This is a genomic window from Sphingobium sp. Leaf26 (assembly GCF_001421665.1).
Taxonomy (GTDB): Bacteria; Pseudomonadota; Alphaproteobacteria; order Sphingomonadales; family Sphingomonadaceae; genus Sphingobium.
The window spans coordinates 64,256-79,215 of record NZ_LMKV01000012.1; the positions used below are offsets into that span (position 1 = coordinate 64,256).

A 14,960-nucleotide genomic window follows, 5' to 3' on the forward strand; every position below is an offset into this window, starting at 1 on the left:
TCTGTTTCCGAGCATTTTGCCCAAAAGTGAACCATACTCCCATCAGGTACCTTCCGTTCCATCGACGGGCGTTCCTGCTCTCTGCTGAAAAGCTGGAAGGCGGAGGCTTCTGCTCAGCCAACGGAAGTTTATGATGGCACAACTGCCATCCCACCGATTCCGTACGGAGGCACTTGCGGTGGAGAAAAGCAGCTCGGACCCCCCGCGAATCTGGCGCGATCCAAATTCCCTGCGGAAGGAAATCACACCGAAAGGCGCGAAACAGCGCAGTTCAGGGGAGATTTACCCAATTATCTGGATTGTCTGAGACTGTTTGGCGGCGCCAAAGTGGATCGAACCATCGATATGCAATCGACAATTTTCACTTCCGTACTGCTGGCTATCGGCGCGGAGAATTTTGACCGAAATTCCATATTTCAAGTTTGGTTCTGACTCTCTGCAGTACCAAACGAGATTGGAAAGGCGCAGTTTCGCGCGCAAATCTTGGATTTTATCCAGTCTTTTGAACTACTTAAGACTAAATGGCGGAGCGGCAGGGATTCGAACCCTGGATACGCTTTTGGCGTATACTCACTTTCCAGGCGAGCGCCTTCGACCACTCGGCCACCGCTCCGCATGCTCTGGAGGCGGCTCCCTATCGTGGCGCGTCGCACTAGGCAAGGGGCATTGATACAAGGCTTTACATTATCCCGCGCGCCCTGTTTGATCGCGACATGACCCATCGCCTTCCCGCCCTGCTGCTCGCGGCCCTCGCTGCAACCCCGGCTTTCGCCGCCGATCCACCGGCAACGCCCGCCGCCGTCGTGGCACAGGCGCCCGATGCCGCCTGGCAGGCCATCCCTGCCGAGGACCTGCTGGTCATGACGGTGGAAGGTGGCAAGCGCGTGGTGATCCAGCTGGCGCCCGGCCTGTCGCCGCGCCACGTCGCCAATATCGTCAAGCTGGCAAAGGCCCATTGGTGGGACGGGACCAGCATCAACCGGGTGCAGGACAATTATGTCGTGCAATGGGGGGATTCGACCGAAAAGAAGCCGACGCCGCCGGGCCTGTCGGCTACCAGTGCCGATGATTATGGCCTGCCGCTGGCGAACCGCCGTCTGGCCGTCACGCCCTTGCCCTATCCCGATCCCTATGCGCCTTCGACCGGTTTCGTTGCCGGATGGCCGGTGGCGATGGATGGTGCCGCCGCCTGGCTGCCACATTGCTATGGCTATGTCGGCGTGGGGCGCAATGTCTCGCCGGACGCCGGGACAGGGGCGGAGCTTTATGCCGTCATCGGTCAGGCACCGCGTCAGCTCGACCGCAACATCGCCGTCGTGGGCCGGGTGATCGAGGGGATGGCGATCCTGTCCAGCCTGCCCCGTGGGTCGGGCGAACTCGGCTTCTACACGTCGCAGGAACATCCGGTGCCGATCCTGAGCGTCCGCCTCGCCAGCGAATTGCCCGAAGCGGAGCGGCCCCGCTTCGTCATGATGGACACCGGCTCACCCAGTTTCGCACGATATCTCCACCTGCGCGCCAACCGGAAGGATGATTTCTACGATCGCCCCGCCGCTGGTGTAGATCTGTGCAACGCGCCGGTCCCGGTCAAGCCGCTGCCCTGAGCCTAAGGTAAGGTGAGAGGGGCGGATAAAGAAGGAGAATCCTGCGTTATGCTGATGCCATGATGGCGCGGTCCACCGCGCCCTGATCGGGAGAGGCATGATGATCATAGGCACCGTCAAGGAGATCAAGAATCACGAATATCGCGTCGGCCTGACGCCTGAGAGCGTGCATGAACTGACCGCGCATGGCCATCGCGTGCTGGTGGAAAGCGGCGCGGGTGAGGGGATCGGCGCCAGCGATGCGCTTTATGAGCGGGCCGGCGCCGAGATAGGCCCGGCCGCCGCCGGCATTTTCGCCACGGCCGATATGATCGTGAAGGTGAAGGAGCCGCAGCCGCAGGAGCGGGCCATGCTGCGCCCCGGCCAGATTCTCTACACCTATCTGCATCTGGCGCCAGACCCGGAACAAACCAAAGACCTGATCGCTTCGGGCGCCGTCTGCATCGCTTATGAAACCGTGACCGATGCCCATGGCGGCTTGCCGCTGCTCAAGCCCATGAGCCAGGTTGCAGGCCGCATGGCGATCCAGGCGGGCGCCACCGCTCTGGAAAAGGCGCATGGCGGGCGCGGCGTGTTGCTGGGCGGTGTGCCGGGCGTGCTCCCCGCAAAGGTGGTTGTCATCGGGGGCGGTGTGGTCGGGTTCAACGCGGCGCAGATGGCGGCCGGGCTGGGTGCCGACGTCACCATCCTCGACCGCAGCCCGGAAGTGCTGGAAAAGCTCGGCATGTATTTCGAGGCACGGGCCAAGACCCGATTTTCCAATCGCGCCAACCTTGCCGAATGCGTGGCGGAGGCGGATCTGGTGATCGGCGCGGTGCTGATCCCCGGCGCGGCCGCGCCCAAGCTGGTCAGCGCGGCCATGCTCAAGACGATGAAGAAGGGGGCCGTGCTGGTGGACGTTGCGATCGACCAAGGCGGCTGCTTTGAAACCAGCCATGCCACCACCCATGCGGACCCGACCTATATCGTCGATGGCGTCGTCCATTATTGCGTCGCCAACATGCCCGGCGCGGTCGCCCGCACCAGCACCTATGCGCTCAACAATGTGACCTTGCCCCATGCCCTGCACATTGCCGAATTGGGCTGGAAGGAGGCGCTGCGCCGCGACCTGCATCTGCGCGCAGGGCTGAACGTGTGGGACGGGAAGATCACATATCAGGCCGTGGCCGACGATCTTGGCCTGCCCTACACCCCGGCGACAGAGGCCCTGAACTGATCGATCCTGCGACATGATCAAAAACGAACGGCGTCATCCCTTGGCCGGGGATGCGTCGTTTTTCTCATAGGTTGCCGCCATGATTTTGTTTCTCCCCTGCGTCATAGTTTGGGAGAGGGGCTTGCGGGTTCCTGCCCGTCGTTCGTTGAACGGGGCAGGGGGACATGACCACATGCCCCCCATGCAGCTTGATTCCGCCGAAGAGAGGCATGGTCTAACGTCATGGTCGATTACCCCATTTTCGCCGCCTTGATCCGCAAAGGCGAACGCCGCAATATGCGCACCGGACAGGAAGGGGCTCGCTGATGCACACCGACGTCATGACCTGGCTCATTCCACTCGTTTCCATGCTTGCTGCCGGCCTGCTGGCGGGTTTTGCCGCGGGTATCTTCGGCATCGGCGGCGGCTTCGTCGTCGTGCCGGCGCTGCTGGTCGTGCTGCCGCTGCTGGGCGGGACGCATGATGCCATCGCCCATGTCGCCATCGGCACGTCGGCTGCGACCATCATCGTCACCTCGATCCGCTCGCTGCTCAGCCATGCCAAGCGTGGCGCGGTGGAGTTCGAGGTGCTCAAGACCTGGGCGCCCTGGATCGTGCTGGGGTGCGGTGCGGGCGTCATGCTCGCCAGTCATGTCGATGGCACCACGCTCAAGATGATCTTCGGCGGCGGCGTCCTCCTCATGTCGCTCAACTTCCTGTTGCCCAAGGTCAGCGGCAAGGTGGTCAGCGATCATATGCCCTCGGGCATCCTGCGGGTCGGCATCGCCGGCGGCCTCGGCACCTTTTCTTCGCTGCTGGGCATCGGTGGCGGCACCATTGCGATCATGGTGATGACCTTGTGCGGCCGCACCATCCACCGCGCCATTGCGACCGCCTCTGGCATCGGTACGCTGATCGCCATCCCCACCACCATCGGCTTTGCCATCATCGGCCTCAAGGAAGGCGGCCTGCCCTGGGGTTCGCTCGGCTATATCAACATCCCCGCGACGCTGGCGATCGCCTCCATGTCGATGCTGACGGCGCCGCTCGGCGTCGCCGCCGCGCACAGCTTGCCGGCCGGCCCGCTCAAGAAGATATTCGGCGTCTATCTCCTCCTCATCGGCGCCCTCATGCTGCGTGCTGGTCTGAAGTTCTAAAGCCCCTCAGTCCGATATTGCGCAAGGCCGCCAGAGACACGCTTTAACAGGCTTTGTCACTGGCGGCTTTTCGCGTTATCTGCGAGCGGGGGGATCATGATGGCGCAGGCGGACGCAATTTCGGTATTGCTGGTGGAAGATGACGAGGCGGCGCGCGCCAATATCGCCGCCATCCTCGGCGGCGCCGGCATGGTGGTGGAACAGGCGATCGACGGCGCGACCGGCCTTAACCGCGCCGGCGGCGGCAGCCACGACGTCATCATCCTCGACCGCATGCTGCCCCATTTGTCGGGCATCGACATCGTCACCCGCCTGCGCGTCGCGGGCGTCGGCGCACCGGTCCTTATGCTGTCCGCGCTCGGCCGCAGCGAACATCGGGTCGAGGGGCTTGAAAGCGGCGTCGACGACTATCTCGCCAAGCCGTTCGAGCCGGACGAACTGGTCGCCCGCGTCCGCGCGCTCTGGCGCCGTGCCAACCGCCGTAGCCATGAACCGGTGCTGCTGTTCGGCGATCTGGAATGTCATGTGAAGGCGCGCACGGCCTTTCGTCATGGCAAGCATCTGCCGCTCTCGCCCAAGGAATTCGAACTGTTCCGCTATCTGATGGAACATGCCGGCGAAGTGGTGACGCGCGAAATGCTGTTGCGTCAGGTGTGGAAACTCAGCTTCGATCCCCAGACCAACGTGGTGGACGTCAATGTCGGCCGCCTTCGCCGCAAGCTGGAAGACGGGTTCGACGGGCCGGTACTCGAAACCGTCTGGGGCACCGGCTACCGGCTGATCGCGGCGACGGGACCGGGCCTTGCCTAGACCCGGCCTGTTCCGCTCGGTCTTCGGGCGGGTTACGCTTTCGGCGCTGCTGGTCAGCCTGCTCTCCACACTGGCGCTGTTCCTGGTGGTGCAGAAGATCGTGGATGATGACGGCCGGGCGATGCTGGCGCGTGAAGTCGACACCGACCTCGCTGGCCTTGCCGACATCTATCTCAGCAGCGACGTGACGGAATTGCGCGCGCGCATCGCCGACCGGCTCGCCATGAACCGGGAGGATGGCGAGCGCAGCTGGTATCTGCTGACCGACCCGGCCGGTCGTCGCCTCGCCGGCAATCTTGATCGCTGGCCGGTCATCGCCTCCGAAGTGTCGGAGGCGCGCTATATCACCCTGCCCGATGGCGACCGCATGTTCGCCCGCGCCACCCAGTTGGGCACCGGCGCCCGCCTGCTGGTGGGGCGCAGCAGCTATCGCGGGCAGGCATTGCTCGGCCGCCTTGCCACGGCCTTCGCCGTCGCCGGCGCGGGCATCGCGCTGCTCAGCCTGGTGGCGGGGCATTTCGCCGCCCGACGCCTGCGCGCGCGGGTGGAGGTGGTGAACGCCACCTTCGCCGCCGTACGGGCCGGACGGATCGCCGCTCGCGCACCGGGGGCCGGGGGCAATGACGAACTGGCGGAATTGGCCGGCAATACCAATATCATGCTCGATCAGGTCGAACGACTGGTGGAGGCGCAACGCGCTGTGTCGGACCAGACCGCGCATGAAATCCGCACGCCGCTGATGCACCTCGACACCCGAATCCTCAAAGCGATGGAAAGCACGCAGGATGTCGCCCTGCTGCGTACGCTCGACCAGTCGCGCGGGGAAATACGTGGCGTCGTCCGCCTGCTCGATTCGCTGCTAGACATTGCGGGGACGCAGGCGATGCGCGGCGATCCGCGCGGCCTTGCCGAAGTCGATCTCAGCGACATCGCCGAAAGCCTGGCCGATCTCTACGGCGCCAGTGCCGAGGATATGGGGATCGGCTTCCACGCGCGGATTGCGCCGGGGGTGCGCTGCCGCGCCGATCCGATGCAGATGACGCGCCTCATGTCCAATCTGCTCGATAACGCATTCAAATATGTGCCGAGCGGCGGCTCGATCATCCTCGAACTGGCGCCGGGGCCGCGCATCGTGATACAGGATAACGGGCCGGGCATCCCCGCCGCCGATCGGGAACGGGTGTTCGAACGCTATGTCCGGCTTGACGGCGCGCGGGGTGGCGGGCATGGCCTTGGCTTGGCGCTCGCCAGGGCGATCGCAGAGCGGCATATATTGTCGCTGCATGTGGAGGACGCCGCGCCCGGCGCGCGCTTCGTGCTCCAGCCGGAGGTTCGCGATGATTAGGCTGCTCTTGTCCGGATTGCTGCTTGCTGCTGGCCCCGCTGCGCCGGCGGCGGACCTGTCGCCGTCCGATCCCGTATTACGCACCCTGCTGGAGGGTGATGCGGCAGAGGGCGCAGGCAATCATGCGGCGCTGCTCGACACGGCGCAGATACTCAAGGCGCTGGGTGCGACGCCCGCTGACGGACAGGACGATCTGGCGACGCAGTGGACGCAGCAGGCCCATGACCATGGCGTTACCGATTCGGGCCTTGGCTTTCGCGGTCGTGCGCTGGGGCCGGCCTATCGCCATGGCTCGCTCAACGCGGGGGGTAGCGTCACCGTGCGCCAACTGTTCCTCGCGGGGCAGCGGGCCCAGATATCGGTCGCGCCCGCGCGGGGCGCCGCCAATCTGTCGATGCGGGTGCAGGGCGCGGACGGCAATACGCTCTGCGCCAAGCCGGTCGGCGGATCGCAGGCCGACTGCATCTGGTTGCCGCTTTTCACCGACCGCTATGACATCGTCATCGAAAATGGCGGCCCGGCACCGGCGGCCTTCTATCTGGTCGTCCGTTAACAGCATCTACTTGATTTCAGGCGGAAAAATTGCGATGGAGCGGTGATATCCACATCACGGCTCGTCGCCTGCATCTCTCACTTCGTCCATTCTGCACATCCGTTCAGGCGAAAAAGGCCGGGGTTGGCGCGTTGTGCCCGTCATGGTTCAGATCGAAAGAGGAGAAGTGCCCATGACTCGTTCGAAGATTCTCGCCGCCGCTGCCCTGATCGCCATGATCCCTGCCGCCGCAATCGCACAGGAAGGCCCGGTCAGCTATGAAGAGCAACTGGCGCAGGTGGAAACCCAGCTCGTCTATCAGGCGCCGATCGCCGGGGTCGAAAACGACTATTGGTTCAACTATCAGACCGACCTGGCCGAAGCGCGCAAGGAACTGACCAAGGATTTGCGTGGCGCGTCCGATGCAGAGGATAATCGCGACGCCTGGGAGGAATATCGCGCCGAACTGGCCGATGCCCGTGGCGACTATGCCAAGGAAATGGCCGAAAAGGGCTATCCGGTCGGCGAAGTGCGCGTCCTGACGGACAATGGACGCTGACAGATTGTGGAAGGGGTGGGCGCGACCTGCCCCTTCAATCGTCGTCGGGGTCGCGAAAATTCAGCCGCCGCGTCACCGTATAGTCCAGCACCCCGACCAGCAGATAGCTGATCCACTGTTTCAGCAGGGAAAGGCCGCTGCGCCCGGCGCGATAGGCCTCCAGTTCGATCGCGCGGCTGGCTCCGGCTTCCTGCGCGATAAAATCGCGCACCTGCGCGGCAAAGCCGGCATCCTCGATCCGCAGCATCACCTCCAGGTTGATGAACAGGCTGCGCATGTCGAAATTGGCTGACCCCACATAGACGGCATCGTCGATGACGATCAGCTTCATGTGCAGCTTGCAGGGCTGATATTCGAAAATCTCCACCCCGCGTTTCAGCAACGGCCCATAGAGCAACCGGGCGGCCGCCACGGTGGCGCCATTGTCCGACCTGGCCGGCAGGATCAGGCGCGCGCCCTTGCGCCGCGCGGCTCGCGCGATGCGTTTCAGCATGCCGCGCCCCGGCGAGAAATAGGCGGCGATCATGTCGACCCGGCCGGCTTGCTCCAGATCATGTTTCACCACCTGCGCCCAGGGGCTGAGGCGCCGGGTCGGCCCGCCGATCAGCCAGCGGAACGGGTCAGCCGGATGATGATGGAGCGAGGGATGCCATTGCCGCACCATGTGCCGCAAAGTGCGGAAACGGTGCCGGCGCGTCGCCGTCCAGCGCCACAACTGCCCATACCAGCGGCTCATCGCCTCGACCCGATCCCCCTCGATCAGCAGGCCGACATCGCGCCAGCAATCCTCCGCAGGAATGCCGAAATAGCCGTCCTCGACGTTGAAGCCGCCGATCAACAGGCATCGATCGTCGGCGATCGCCATCTTCTGATGATTGCGGATCAGATAACGGGTGGTGCGGCTGGTGCCGAATCGCGCGAAATGCGCGCCGGCCTCGACCAGCGGCGCAAAGAAGCTGTCGGGGGTATGGGACGATCCGAACCCGTCGACCATCAGTGTCACCGTGACGCCCCGGTCGCGCGCCGCGATGAGCGCGTCCCGAACCAGCGTCCCGCTGCCATCCCCGGCAAAGATATAATAATAAAGCTTCAGGCTATGACGTGCGCCGTCGATCAGGGCGATCAGCGCATCACGCAGGGCGGGGCCGTCCGCGATCAGGCGCAGATGATTGCCGTGCAGCGACAGGCGGATATCATCCGCTTCGGTGCAGGCAGGGGCAGGCTCGATGGTCGCCATCGCGCCTCCATGCCTCTTTTAATGACACCCCGCCATGGCTTTATGGCCTTTTCATTGACTCTGCGGAGGGGTGCTGCTAGGCGATCGGTTCAGAATTTTTCCATTCCTTGTTAGCAGGAGGCCCTGTTTGGCCCGCGTTACAGTCGAAGATTGCGTCGACAAGGTTACCAACCGTTTTGACCTCGTCCTTCTCGCCGCCCAGCGTGCGCGGGAAATTTCCGGCGGTGCCGAGCTGACGCTCGACCGCGACCGTGACAAGAATCCGGTCGTCGCCTTGCGCGAAATCGCCGAAGAAACCGTCTTGCCCGCCGATCTCCATGCGTCGGTCGTCGCCTCGCTGCAAAAGGTGCAGATCGACGATGACGATACGCCGGACGAAATCGGCTCGATCGCCCAGTCGGCGGAGGCGCTGCGTCTCACCGCCGCCGCGCCGCCGCGCAACCAGAATATCGGCGGCGATTACGACGGCTGATCGCCCTGCCAGTTTGGAGAGGGAAAGAGGCCCGGCCCGCGCAAGCGGGACCGGGCCTCGACCTTCTTGGAAACGCAAAAGGCGCGGAGGGATGCCCTCCGCGCCTTTCTCTATGGATCGCTGTTAGCAGCTACCGTTGCGGTCGATCGCGCGGCCGGCCAGCGCGCCGGCGCCAGCGCCGATGATGGTGCCGGGGGCACGGTCGCCACGGGTATCGACAGCTCGGCCCAGCAGGGCACCCGCTACACCGCCCAGCAGCAGGCCGGTGGTGCCGCCCGACTTGCGGCAGCCATAGCGGCGATTGTCGCGATAGTCGCGGCGGTCGGCATAGCGCTGGCCACGATAATGATCGCCACGATCGCCACGATATTCGCGATGATGGCCACGACGGTCATGATCGCGGGCGTAAGAGGCCGACGGGATGACGGCTGTCATGGTGGCGGCGGCCAGGGCGGTGGCCATGATGGCCTTGCGAATGAACATTATGTTTCTCCTCGAACCTGTAATCTCTGACTGTGATTCGAGTTATGGCATGCCCCGCTTGTGACGATCCTGAACCGCCCTGTTATCCACCGTTCAGCTAAGCAAATTCTGTCCTTAAAGGGACAGCCCCCGCTGCTCGCCATCCAGTTCCGGCAACGCCCAGTCGATCGCCCCGCGCCCCTTCGCCTCCAGGAAGGCATTAGCCTTGGAAAAGGGCCGCGATCCCAGAAAACCGTTATGTGCGGACAGGGGGGAAGGGTGGGCGGACTTGATCACCAGATGACGGCTCTGGTCGACGAAGCCGGCCTTGCGCTGGGCATAGGCGCCCCACAGAAGGAAGACGACCGGCTCCTCCTTCTGTGCGACGAGCCGGACGATCGCGTCGGTGAACAGTTCCCAGCCCTTGCCCTGATGCGACGCGGCGCGACTCATCTCCACCGTCAGCACGCTGTTCAGCAGCAATACGCCCTGCCTGGCCCAATGCTCCAGAAAGCCGTGGCGCGCGCGCGGGATGCCCAGGTCCGTCTCCATCTCCTTGTAGATATTGACGAGCGACGGCGGCGTCCGCACCCCCGGCTGCACCGAAAAGCATAGGCCATGCGCCTGACCTTCGCCATGATAGGGGTCCTGCCCCAATATCACCGCCTTCACCTGATCCAGCGGCGTCAGGTCCAGTGCGCGGAAATATTCGCCGCCCTTGGGGAAGATGCGCTTCCCCGCCACCTTCTCGGCCTGAAGAAAGCTTTTCAGGCCCTGCATGTGCGGGGCGGCAAATTGTTCGGCCAGCGGCGCGCGCCAGCTTTCGTCCAGCTTGATGGTATCGCTCATGCCGGCCAGATGGCGCGTGGCGCAAAGGCCTGTCAACCGGGCGCATTTGCGGGGCGCGATCACGGTAAAGACTCTTGCCTCGCGCGCCGCTATCCGTAACAGCACATCCATGCCGCTTCACCGTTCGATCAGCCTGCTGGCCGCCCTGGGCCTGTTTTTTGCGCCCCTGCCCAGCGCCGACGCCTTCGGCCCGCCGCCAAAGCCGCTGGTCCAGCAAACCGCCGAGGCCAAGCTGCTGGCCGAATTTACCCGTTTCGCGACCTTGTCCGACGGCACGGTCGGCGTTGCCGTGCGCGATCTCCAGACCGGCGAGACGCAGGCGCTGAACGGCGACACGCTGTTCCCGATGGCCAGTGCCTACAAGGTCGCCGTGGCCGGGCGTATCTTCGCACTGGTCGATGCCGGTGAAGTGCGGCTGGACGACCAACTCGCGCTCGATCCCGCGCTGGCGAGCGAAGGCGGCATTGCCTGGATGTTCAATCGCCCCGGCGCGACCCTGTCGGTCGATCGGTTGCTGGAACTGATGCTGCAAAAGAGCGACAATAATGCGACCGACGTGCTGGTCGCGCGCGCTGGCGGTCCGCAGGCGATTACCGCCTTCGTGCAGAAGCTCGGCGTCACCGGCCTGCGCGTCGATAGCGATACCGCGCATCTTCTCTACCGCGCCATGGGCATCCATCCGCTCTCGGGCAGCTTCCGTCAGAATGCCGACGCCGCGCGCCGGGCCGATCCGCAACTGGTCACGCGCGATATCCGCGACCTGCCCAATCTCGCCTTCGCGATGGAACCGCAGGATACCGCTACGCCGACGGCGATGCTCGACCTCATCACCGCCTATGAATCGGGCCGCGCTTTGTCGGCGGCCAGCACCCAGCGGCTCTTCACCATCATGGCCCATTGCGAAACCGGCAAGGCGCGGATCATCGGCATGCTGCCGCCCGGTACGGCGGTTGCGCACAAGACCGGCTCGCTCAACGGTACCGGCAATGATGTCGGCATCGTCCGCCTGCCCGACGGCCGCCGCTTCGCCATCGTCGCCTTCGTCATGAAGGACAGCAAGGGCCATGTGTCGCGCGACCGGATCATCGCGGAAGCATCTCGCGCCGCCTATGATTATTTCCTTTACGCTCCCGACCGGGCGCACGGCCTGACGCATAACGGTTAACATAGATCGATTCGACCGCTACGCTGGCTTCGGAGAGGATGCCAGAGAGAGACGCATGACCAGCATCACCCGTTTCCGCGACTTTTGGCCCTATTACTTACAGGAACATGCGCGGCCGGGCACCCGCGCGCTCCATTATGCCGGAACCAGCCTGGTCGTGGGGCTGCTTGCCAGCCTGCCCTTTGCCGGCGGCTGGTGGATGGCGGCGGCGGTGCCGCTGGCAGGCTATGGCTTCGCCTGGGCCGGCCATGGCCTGATCGAACGCAATCGTCCCGCGACCTTTCGCTATCCGCTCTGGTCGCTGCGCGCCGATTTCGTCATGTGGTACCGCTTCCTTACCGGCCGCATGGGCCGTGATCTGGCCCGCGCCGGGGTGCGCGCGGACGGCACGGTCGATCCCGCCCGCCGCCTTTCCGCCTGACGACTTGACCGGTTCCTGCGCTCTGCCACAAGGGGCGCGATGACAGTATCCGCGACCTTCTCGCAGCCCGACCGGGCGACTTTGGCGCAGCGCTGGCAGGCGCTGGAGGCGCGATCGGACGGCAGCGTCTTCCTTGGATGGACCTGGGTGTCGGCCTGGCTCGACAGCTATGGGGTAAGGCCCGACCTGCTCGCCGTCACGGACGCGTCAGGGGCCGATGTGGCGCTGGCGCTGGTCGGCCATGCGATGGAGCCGCGACGGCTCGGCCCGGTGGCGACGCTCAGCCTCAACCAGTCGGGCGATCCACAGGCCGATCGGCCCTATGTCGAATATAATGGCCTGCTGGTGGAGAAGGGGCGGGAGGCGGAAGCGACCGCCGCTGCTCTGGCCGCGCTGACCCGTCGCCGCGACTGGCGCGCACTGCGGCTGAGCGGCATCGCGCCCGATTCGCCGCTGCTCGCCCTGCCGGCCCGCCGCCGCACCCGCGTCGACCATTCGCCGGTCTATCAGGTCGATCTCGACGCCGTGCGCGTCGCCGATGGCGATTATCTCTCCTTGCTCAGCAGCAATACGCGCAGCCAGATCCGGCGCGCGATGAAGGATCATGGCGGCCCGCTCCCCGACGTCAGTATCGGCACGCTGGACGATATCGGCCCCTGGCTGGAGGCAATGGCGGCGCTCAATGGTGGCCGTCATGCCGACAATGCGTGGGACGATGCCAGCTTTCGCAACTTCGTCGGCGCGATCGCTGCGCGCGGCCTGCCCACCGGCGCGGTCGAGCTGCTGCGTTTCACTGATGCTGGCGGCGTGGTCGGGCTGCTGGTCAATTTCGTCCATCGCGGCGCGGCGATGAACTATCAGTCGGCCTTCGCCAGCCCGCGCACGGCCAAGGACAAGCCGGGCCTGCTCTGCCATGCTGCGGCGGTCGGCCATTATGCCGCCCGCGACCTCAGCCGCTATTCCCTGCTGGCGGGCAAGGATCGCTACAAGCAGAGTCTCGCCACCTGCGAGGAAACCTTGGAATGGTGGGTGCTGGAACGGTTCAGTCCCCGCCTCGAAGCCGAATCGCTGCTCCGCCGCCTGCTCAGGCGCCCAGCTTCCGCATGATGCGATAGACCAGCCGGCGGATACCCTGCGTCTCAGGCTGGGCGCTGACTGTCCCGACCGGCAAGCGACGCTTGCGCAGCAGGGCGTTGAAGCTGTGCAGTTCGCCCTCGGCTACGCTGCGTTCTGACCGCCACGTCACCGACAGGCTGACCGACACGGTCGGGCCATTTTCGACGAAATGCGGCGCCTTCACCGGCACATGGATGGCATCGCCCGGTTCAAGGCGCACAGCCTTGCCGCGCGCCTTGAATCCGTCCTGCCAGATCAGGTTACGATGCCCGCCGCCATGGAAATCCTCGCTCTTCTGCGCCGGGACCAGATGGTCGTCGCGCGCGGGAAAGACGGTCATCGTCTTCTGCCCCATGATCTGGAGCAGGATATTATGCTCCGGGTCCATATGGAACGGCGTCACGCTGCCGGGAGAGGACAGGAAGATGAAGGCTTCCCGGTGCAGCATCGACCCGGTCTTGCTCGCCACGATCGGCTCCAGTTCCGCCAGCGCATCGTCCAGCAACGCGGCGTAGGCCGGGTCGCGCTCGACATTCTTCAACACTGCCCAGCTACCGTTCGTTTCGATCGTGCGGATCGTCTCGCCCAGCGTCAGCCCGTTGGTCGGCGTGTCTTCGGCGGTCACGCCCAACGGCAGCTTGCCCAGATTATATTCCACCGACGTTGCCGGCATGCGCTCCGCCAGCGTCGCCAGCGCGTCCAGCGTCAGCAGGCCATGGCCTGCCAGTCCATGGCTCAGCTTGGTCGACTGGTCGGGATAGGCGGCGGCAAAGATGGTGCGCGCTTCATCGGGGAAGATGGCGCCAGCGACCGGCGCGATCGGGCTATGGGCGGTCATGCCTGTCCTTTCAGTCTTCTGGCGAGCGCTTCGACGCCATTGGCGATGGCGAAGGCGGCGCTGCGCTGCAACCGTGCCATGCCGCTGCCGTGCAGTGCGATACGATATTGTACGATGGTCCGCCGTTCGGCCCACAGGCTGTCGATCATCGGATGATCGGCGGCGGCGCAACTGTCCATCCAGCCTATCGTCGGATCGTCCTGCACCGCGTGAAGGTTGGCGATCTCGATCAGCACGCCGGGCGAAAAGCGGCCCAGCGATTCGTCGAAGGCGATCTTGAAGGAAAAGGCGCCCTCGCCATGGCGGAAATTGACGAGCATCGCGATCGCCCGCCCGTCCAGGTCGACGCGCAGCATATGCAGCCGCCCCGCCTCGAAGGCGGCAGCGCAGGCGGCACGAAAGAAAGCCTCGTCGGCGGGCCTGCATCCCAGCGCCGTCCCTTCCTGTCCCTTCCATCCCGACGCTTCGAGCGCCAGGAAATCATCGCACCACAGCGCCAGATCGTCCTGCGCGCTCAGCAACCGCGTCTCGACCGTGCCCAGTTCGGCCAGCCTTTTTTGCAGGCGTCGCAATTCCTTGCGCTTCTTGGATCGGACATGCGTTTCCCAATAGGCGTCCGCACTCAGGTCCGACCGCAGCATCGCCCGGTCGTAGCGATGGATCTCCAGCCGCCCGCGCCGCTGCTCGACGCACAGCGCCTCCAGCGCGGCCGCATTGGCGCCCGCTGCATCCAGCCCCTCCAGATGCAGGAAGCCCCCGCCCCAGGGCGCCGCGTCCAGTTGCGCCAGAAAGCCGCGCCAGGCCGCGATCTCGTCGCCCCGCCGGATGATCGGTGCGCCAAAAAAGCCATGATCGTGCATCCAGTTGGCAACGCAACCGATCGGCAGTCGCCCGTGCCGCGCTCGCCGTACCACCGGCAGCAGCCCGATCAGGCGATCACCGTCATATACTTCGATCAGATGCACATCCTGCCCGGCGGCCAGATGGTCGATCGCCGCGCCCAGCATGTCGGGCGCGTAGAAGGCGTTGGCTTCGGCGGCGTCCTGCGCCAGCGCCAGCCAGCGCGCACGCTGGCTCTGCCCGCTTGCGGCGGGAACGGCGGTCGGAAGCGCAGGATGGTATGCCATGTCCATGGCCCTGCCATAGGCGACAAAGATTAGAGTGCGGTAAAGATGCCGAAAAGCCTGCCAGTCGCCGC

Annotated in this window: 16 protein-coding genes and 1 tRNA gene; 11 read left to right on the plus strand and 6 right to left on the minus strand. The window is 64.8% G+C overall.

Going from position 1 to position 14,960, the window contains the following annotated elements:
- Positions 1–522 precede the first annotated feature (522 nt).
- Positions 523–613: transfer RNA gene (locus ASE85_RS09225), tRNA-Ser, on the minus strand.
- Between the two features lie 100 nt (positions 614–713).
- Between ASE85_RS09225 and ASE85_RS09230 the strand changes: the two genes are divergently transcribed.
- From ASE85_RS09230 to ASE85_RS09260, 7 genes are all read left to right on the plus strand, one after another.
- The gene (locus ASE85_RS09230) at positions 714–1,604 is read left to right on the plus strand and encodes a peptidylprolyl isomerase (RefSeq protein ID WP_056687011.1); all 891 of its coding nucleotides are present in this window, start codon (positions 714–716) and stop codon (positions 1,602–1,604) included.
- Positions 1,605–1,704: 100 nt separating this feature from the next.
- Entirely contained in the window at positions 1,705–2,820 is a 1,116-nt protein-coding gene (ald, locus tag ASE85_RS09235; RefSeq protein ID WP_056688588.1) for an alanine dehydrogenase, read from the plus strand.
- Positions 2,821–3,125: 305 nt separating this feature from the next.
- Positions 3,126–3,956, plus strand: a complete 831-nt coding sequence (locus ASE85_RS09240) for a sulfite exporter TauE/SafE family protein (protein ID WP_056687014.1) — start codon at positions 3,126–3,128, stop codon at positions 3,954–3,956.
- Positions 3,957–4,055: 99 nt separating this feature from the next.
- Complete coding sequence (locus ASE85_RS09245; RefSeq protein WP_056688591.1) at positions 4,056–4,766, plus strand: response regulator transcription factor; 711 nt, start codon at positions 4,056–4,058, stop codon at positions 4,764–4,766.
- Positions 4,759–6,111, plus strand: a complete 1,353-nt coding sequence (locus tag ASE85_RS09250) for a sensor histidine kinase (RefSeq protein WP_056687016.1) — start codon at positions 4,759–4,761, stop codon at positions 6,109–6,111. The genes ASE85_RS09245 and ASE85_RS09250 overlap by 8 nt, the downstream gene beginning before the upstream one ends.
- Positions 6,104–6,664: a hypothetical protein gene (locus ASE85_RS09255; protein ID WP_056687018.1), complete on the plus strand. Its 561-nt coding sequence runs from the start codon at positions 6,104–6,106 to the stop codon at positions 6,662–6,664. Before ASE85_RS09250 ends, ASE85_RS09255 begins: the two co-directional genes overlap by 8 nt.
- A gap of 172 nt (positions 6,665–6,836) precedes the next feature.
- Positions 6,837–7,202: a hypothetical protein gene (locus ASE85_RS09260; protein WP_056687020.1), complete on the plus strand. Its 366-nt coding sequence runs from the start codon at positions 6,837–6,839 to the stop codon at positions 7,200–7,202.
- Between the two features lie 34 nt (positions 7,203–7,236).
- Here the strand turns inward: ASE85_RS09260 and ASE85_RS09265 are convergent, their stop codons facing one another.
- Positions 7,237–8,439: a phospholipase D-like domain-containing protein gene (locus ASE85_RS09265; RefSeq protein ID WP_056687023.1), complete on the minus strand. Its 1,203-nt coding sequence runs from the start codon at positions 8,437–8,439 to the stop codon at positions 7,237–7,239.
- 127 nt (positions 8,440–8,566) lie between these two features.
- On the opposite strand from ASE85_RS09265, the gene rpoZ reads away from it, so the two are divergent.
- Entirely contained in the window at positions 8,567–8,911 is a 345-nt protein-coding gene (gene rpoZ, locus ASE85_RS09270) for a DNA-directed RNA polymerase subunit omega (RefSeq protein WP_056687026.1), read from the plus strand.
- A gap of 123 nt (positions 8,912–9,034) precedes the next feature.
- Here rpoZ and ASE85_RS09275 read toward each other — a convergent pair whose 3' ends face one another.
- Together ASE85_RS09275 and ung are read right to left on the minus strand one after the other, a co-directional pair.
- On the minus strand, positions 9,035–9,394 hold the full coding sequence (locus ASE85_RS09275; protein WP_056687029.1) for a glycine zipper 2TM domain-containing protein: 360 nt from the start codon (positions 9,392–9,394) through the stop codon (positions 9,035–9,037).
- Positions 9,395–9,508: 114 nt separating this feature from the next.
- Positions 9,509–10,222, minus strand: coding sequence for a uracil-DNA glycosylase (gene ung, locus ASE85_RS09280; RefSeq protein WP_056688594.1), 714 nt, complete (start codon positions 10,220–10,222; stop codon positions 9,509–9,511).
- Between the two features lie 109 nt (positions 10,223–10,331).
- Between ung and bla the strand changes: the two genes are divergently transcribed.
- The 3 genes from bla to ASE85_RS09295 are packed head-to-tail and all read left to right on the plus strand — an operon-like array spanning position 10,332 to position 12,915.
- A complete protein-coding gene (gene bla, locus ASE85_RS09285; RefSeq protein ID WP_056687031.1) occupies positions 10,332–11,387 on the plus strand; it encodes a class A beta-lactamase in 1,056 nt (351 codons plus the stop codon).
- 55 nt (positions 11,388–11,442) lie between these two features.
- Positions 11,443–11,808: a DUF962 domain-containing protein gene (locus ASE85_RS09290; RefSeq protein ID WP_056687035.1), complete on the plus strand. Its 366-nt coding sequence runs from the start codon at positions 11,443–11,445 to the stop codon at positions 11,806–11,808.
- Between the two features lie 39 nt (positions 11,809–11,847).
- Positions 11,848–12,915, plus strand: coding sequence for a GNAT family N-acetyltransferase (locus ASE85_RS09295; protein WP_056687037.1), 1,068 nt, complete (start codon positions 11,848–11,850; stop codon positions 12,913–12,915).
- Here ASE85_RS09295 and ASE85_RS09300 read toward each other — a convergent pair.
- Positions 12,893–13,762, minus strand: coding sequence for a cupin-like domain-containing protein (locus ASE85_RS09300; protein ID WP_056687040.1), 870 nt, complete (start codon positions 13,760–13,762; stop codon positions 12,893–12,895). The two genes, ASE85_RS09295 and ASE85_RS09300, sit on opposite strands and share 23 nt — an antisense overlap.
- Positions 13,759–14,895: a GNAT family N-acetyltransferase gene (locus ASE85_RS09305; RefSeq protein WP_056687043.1), complete on the minus strand. Its 1,137-nt coding sequence runs from the start codon at positions 14,893–14,895 to the stop codon at positions 13,759–13,761. The genes ASE85_RS09300 and ASE85_RS09305 overlap by 4 nt, the downstream gene beginning before the upstream one ends.
- Positions 14,896–14,960: the final 65 nt, after the last annotated feature.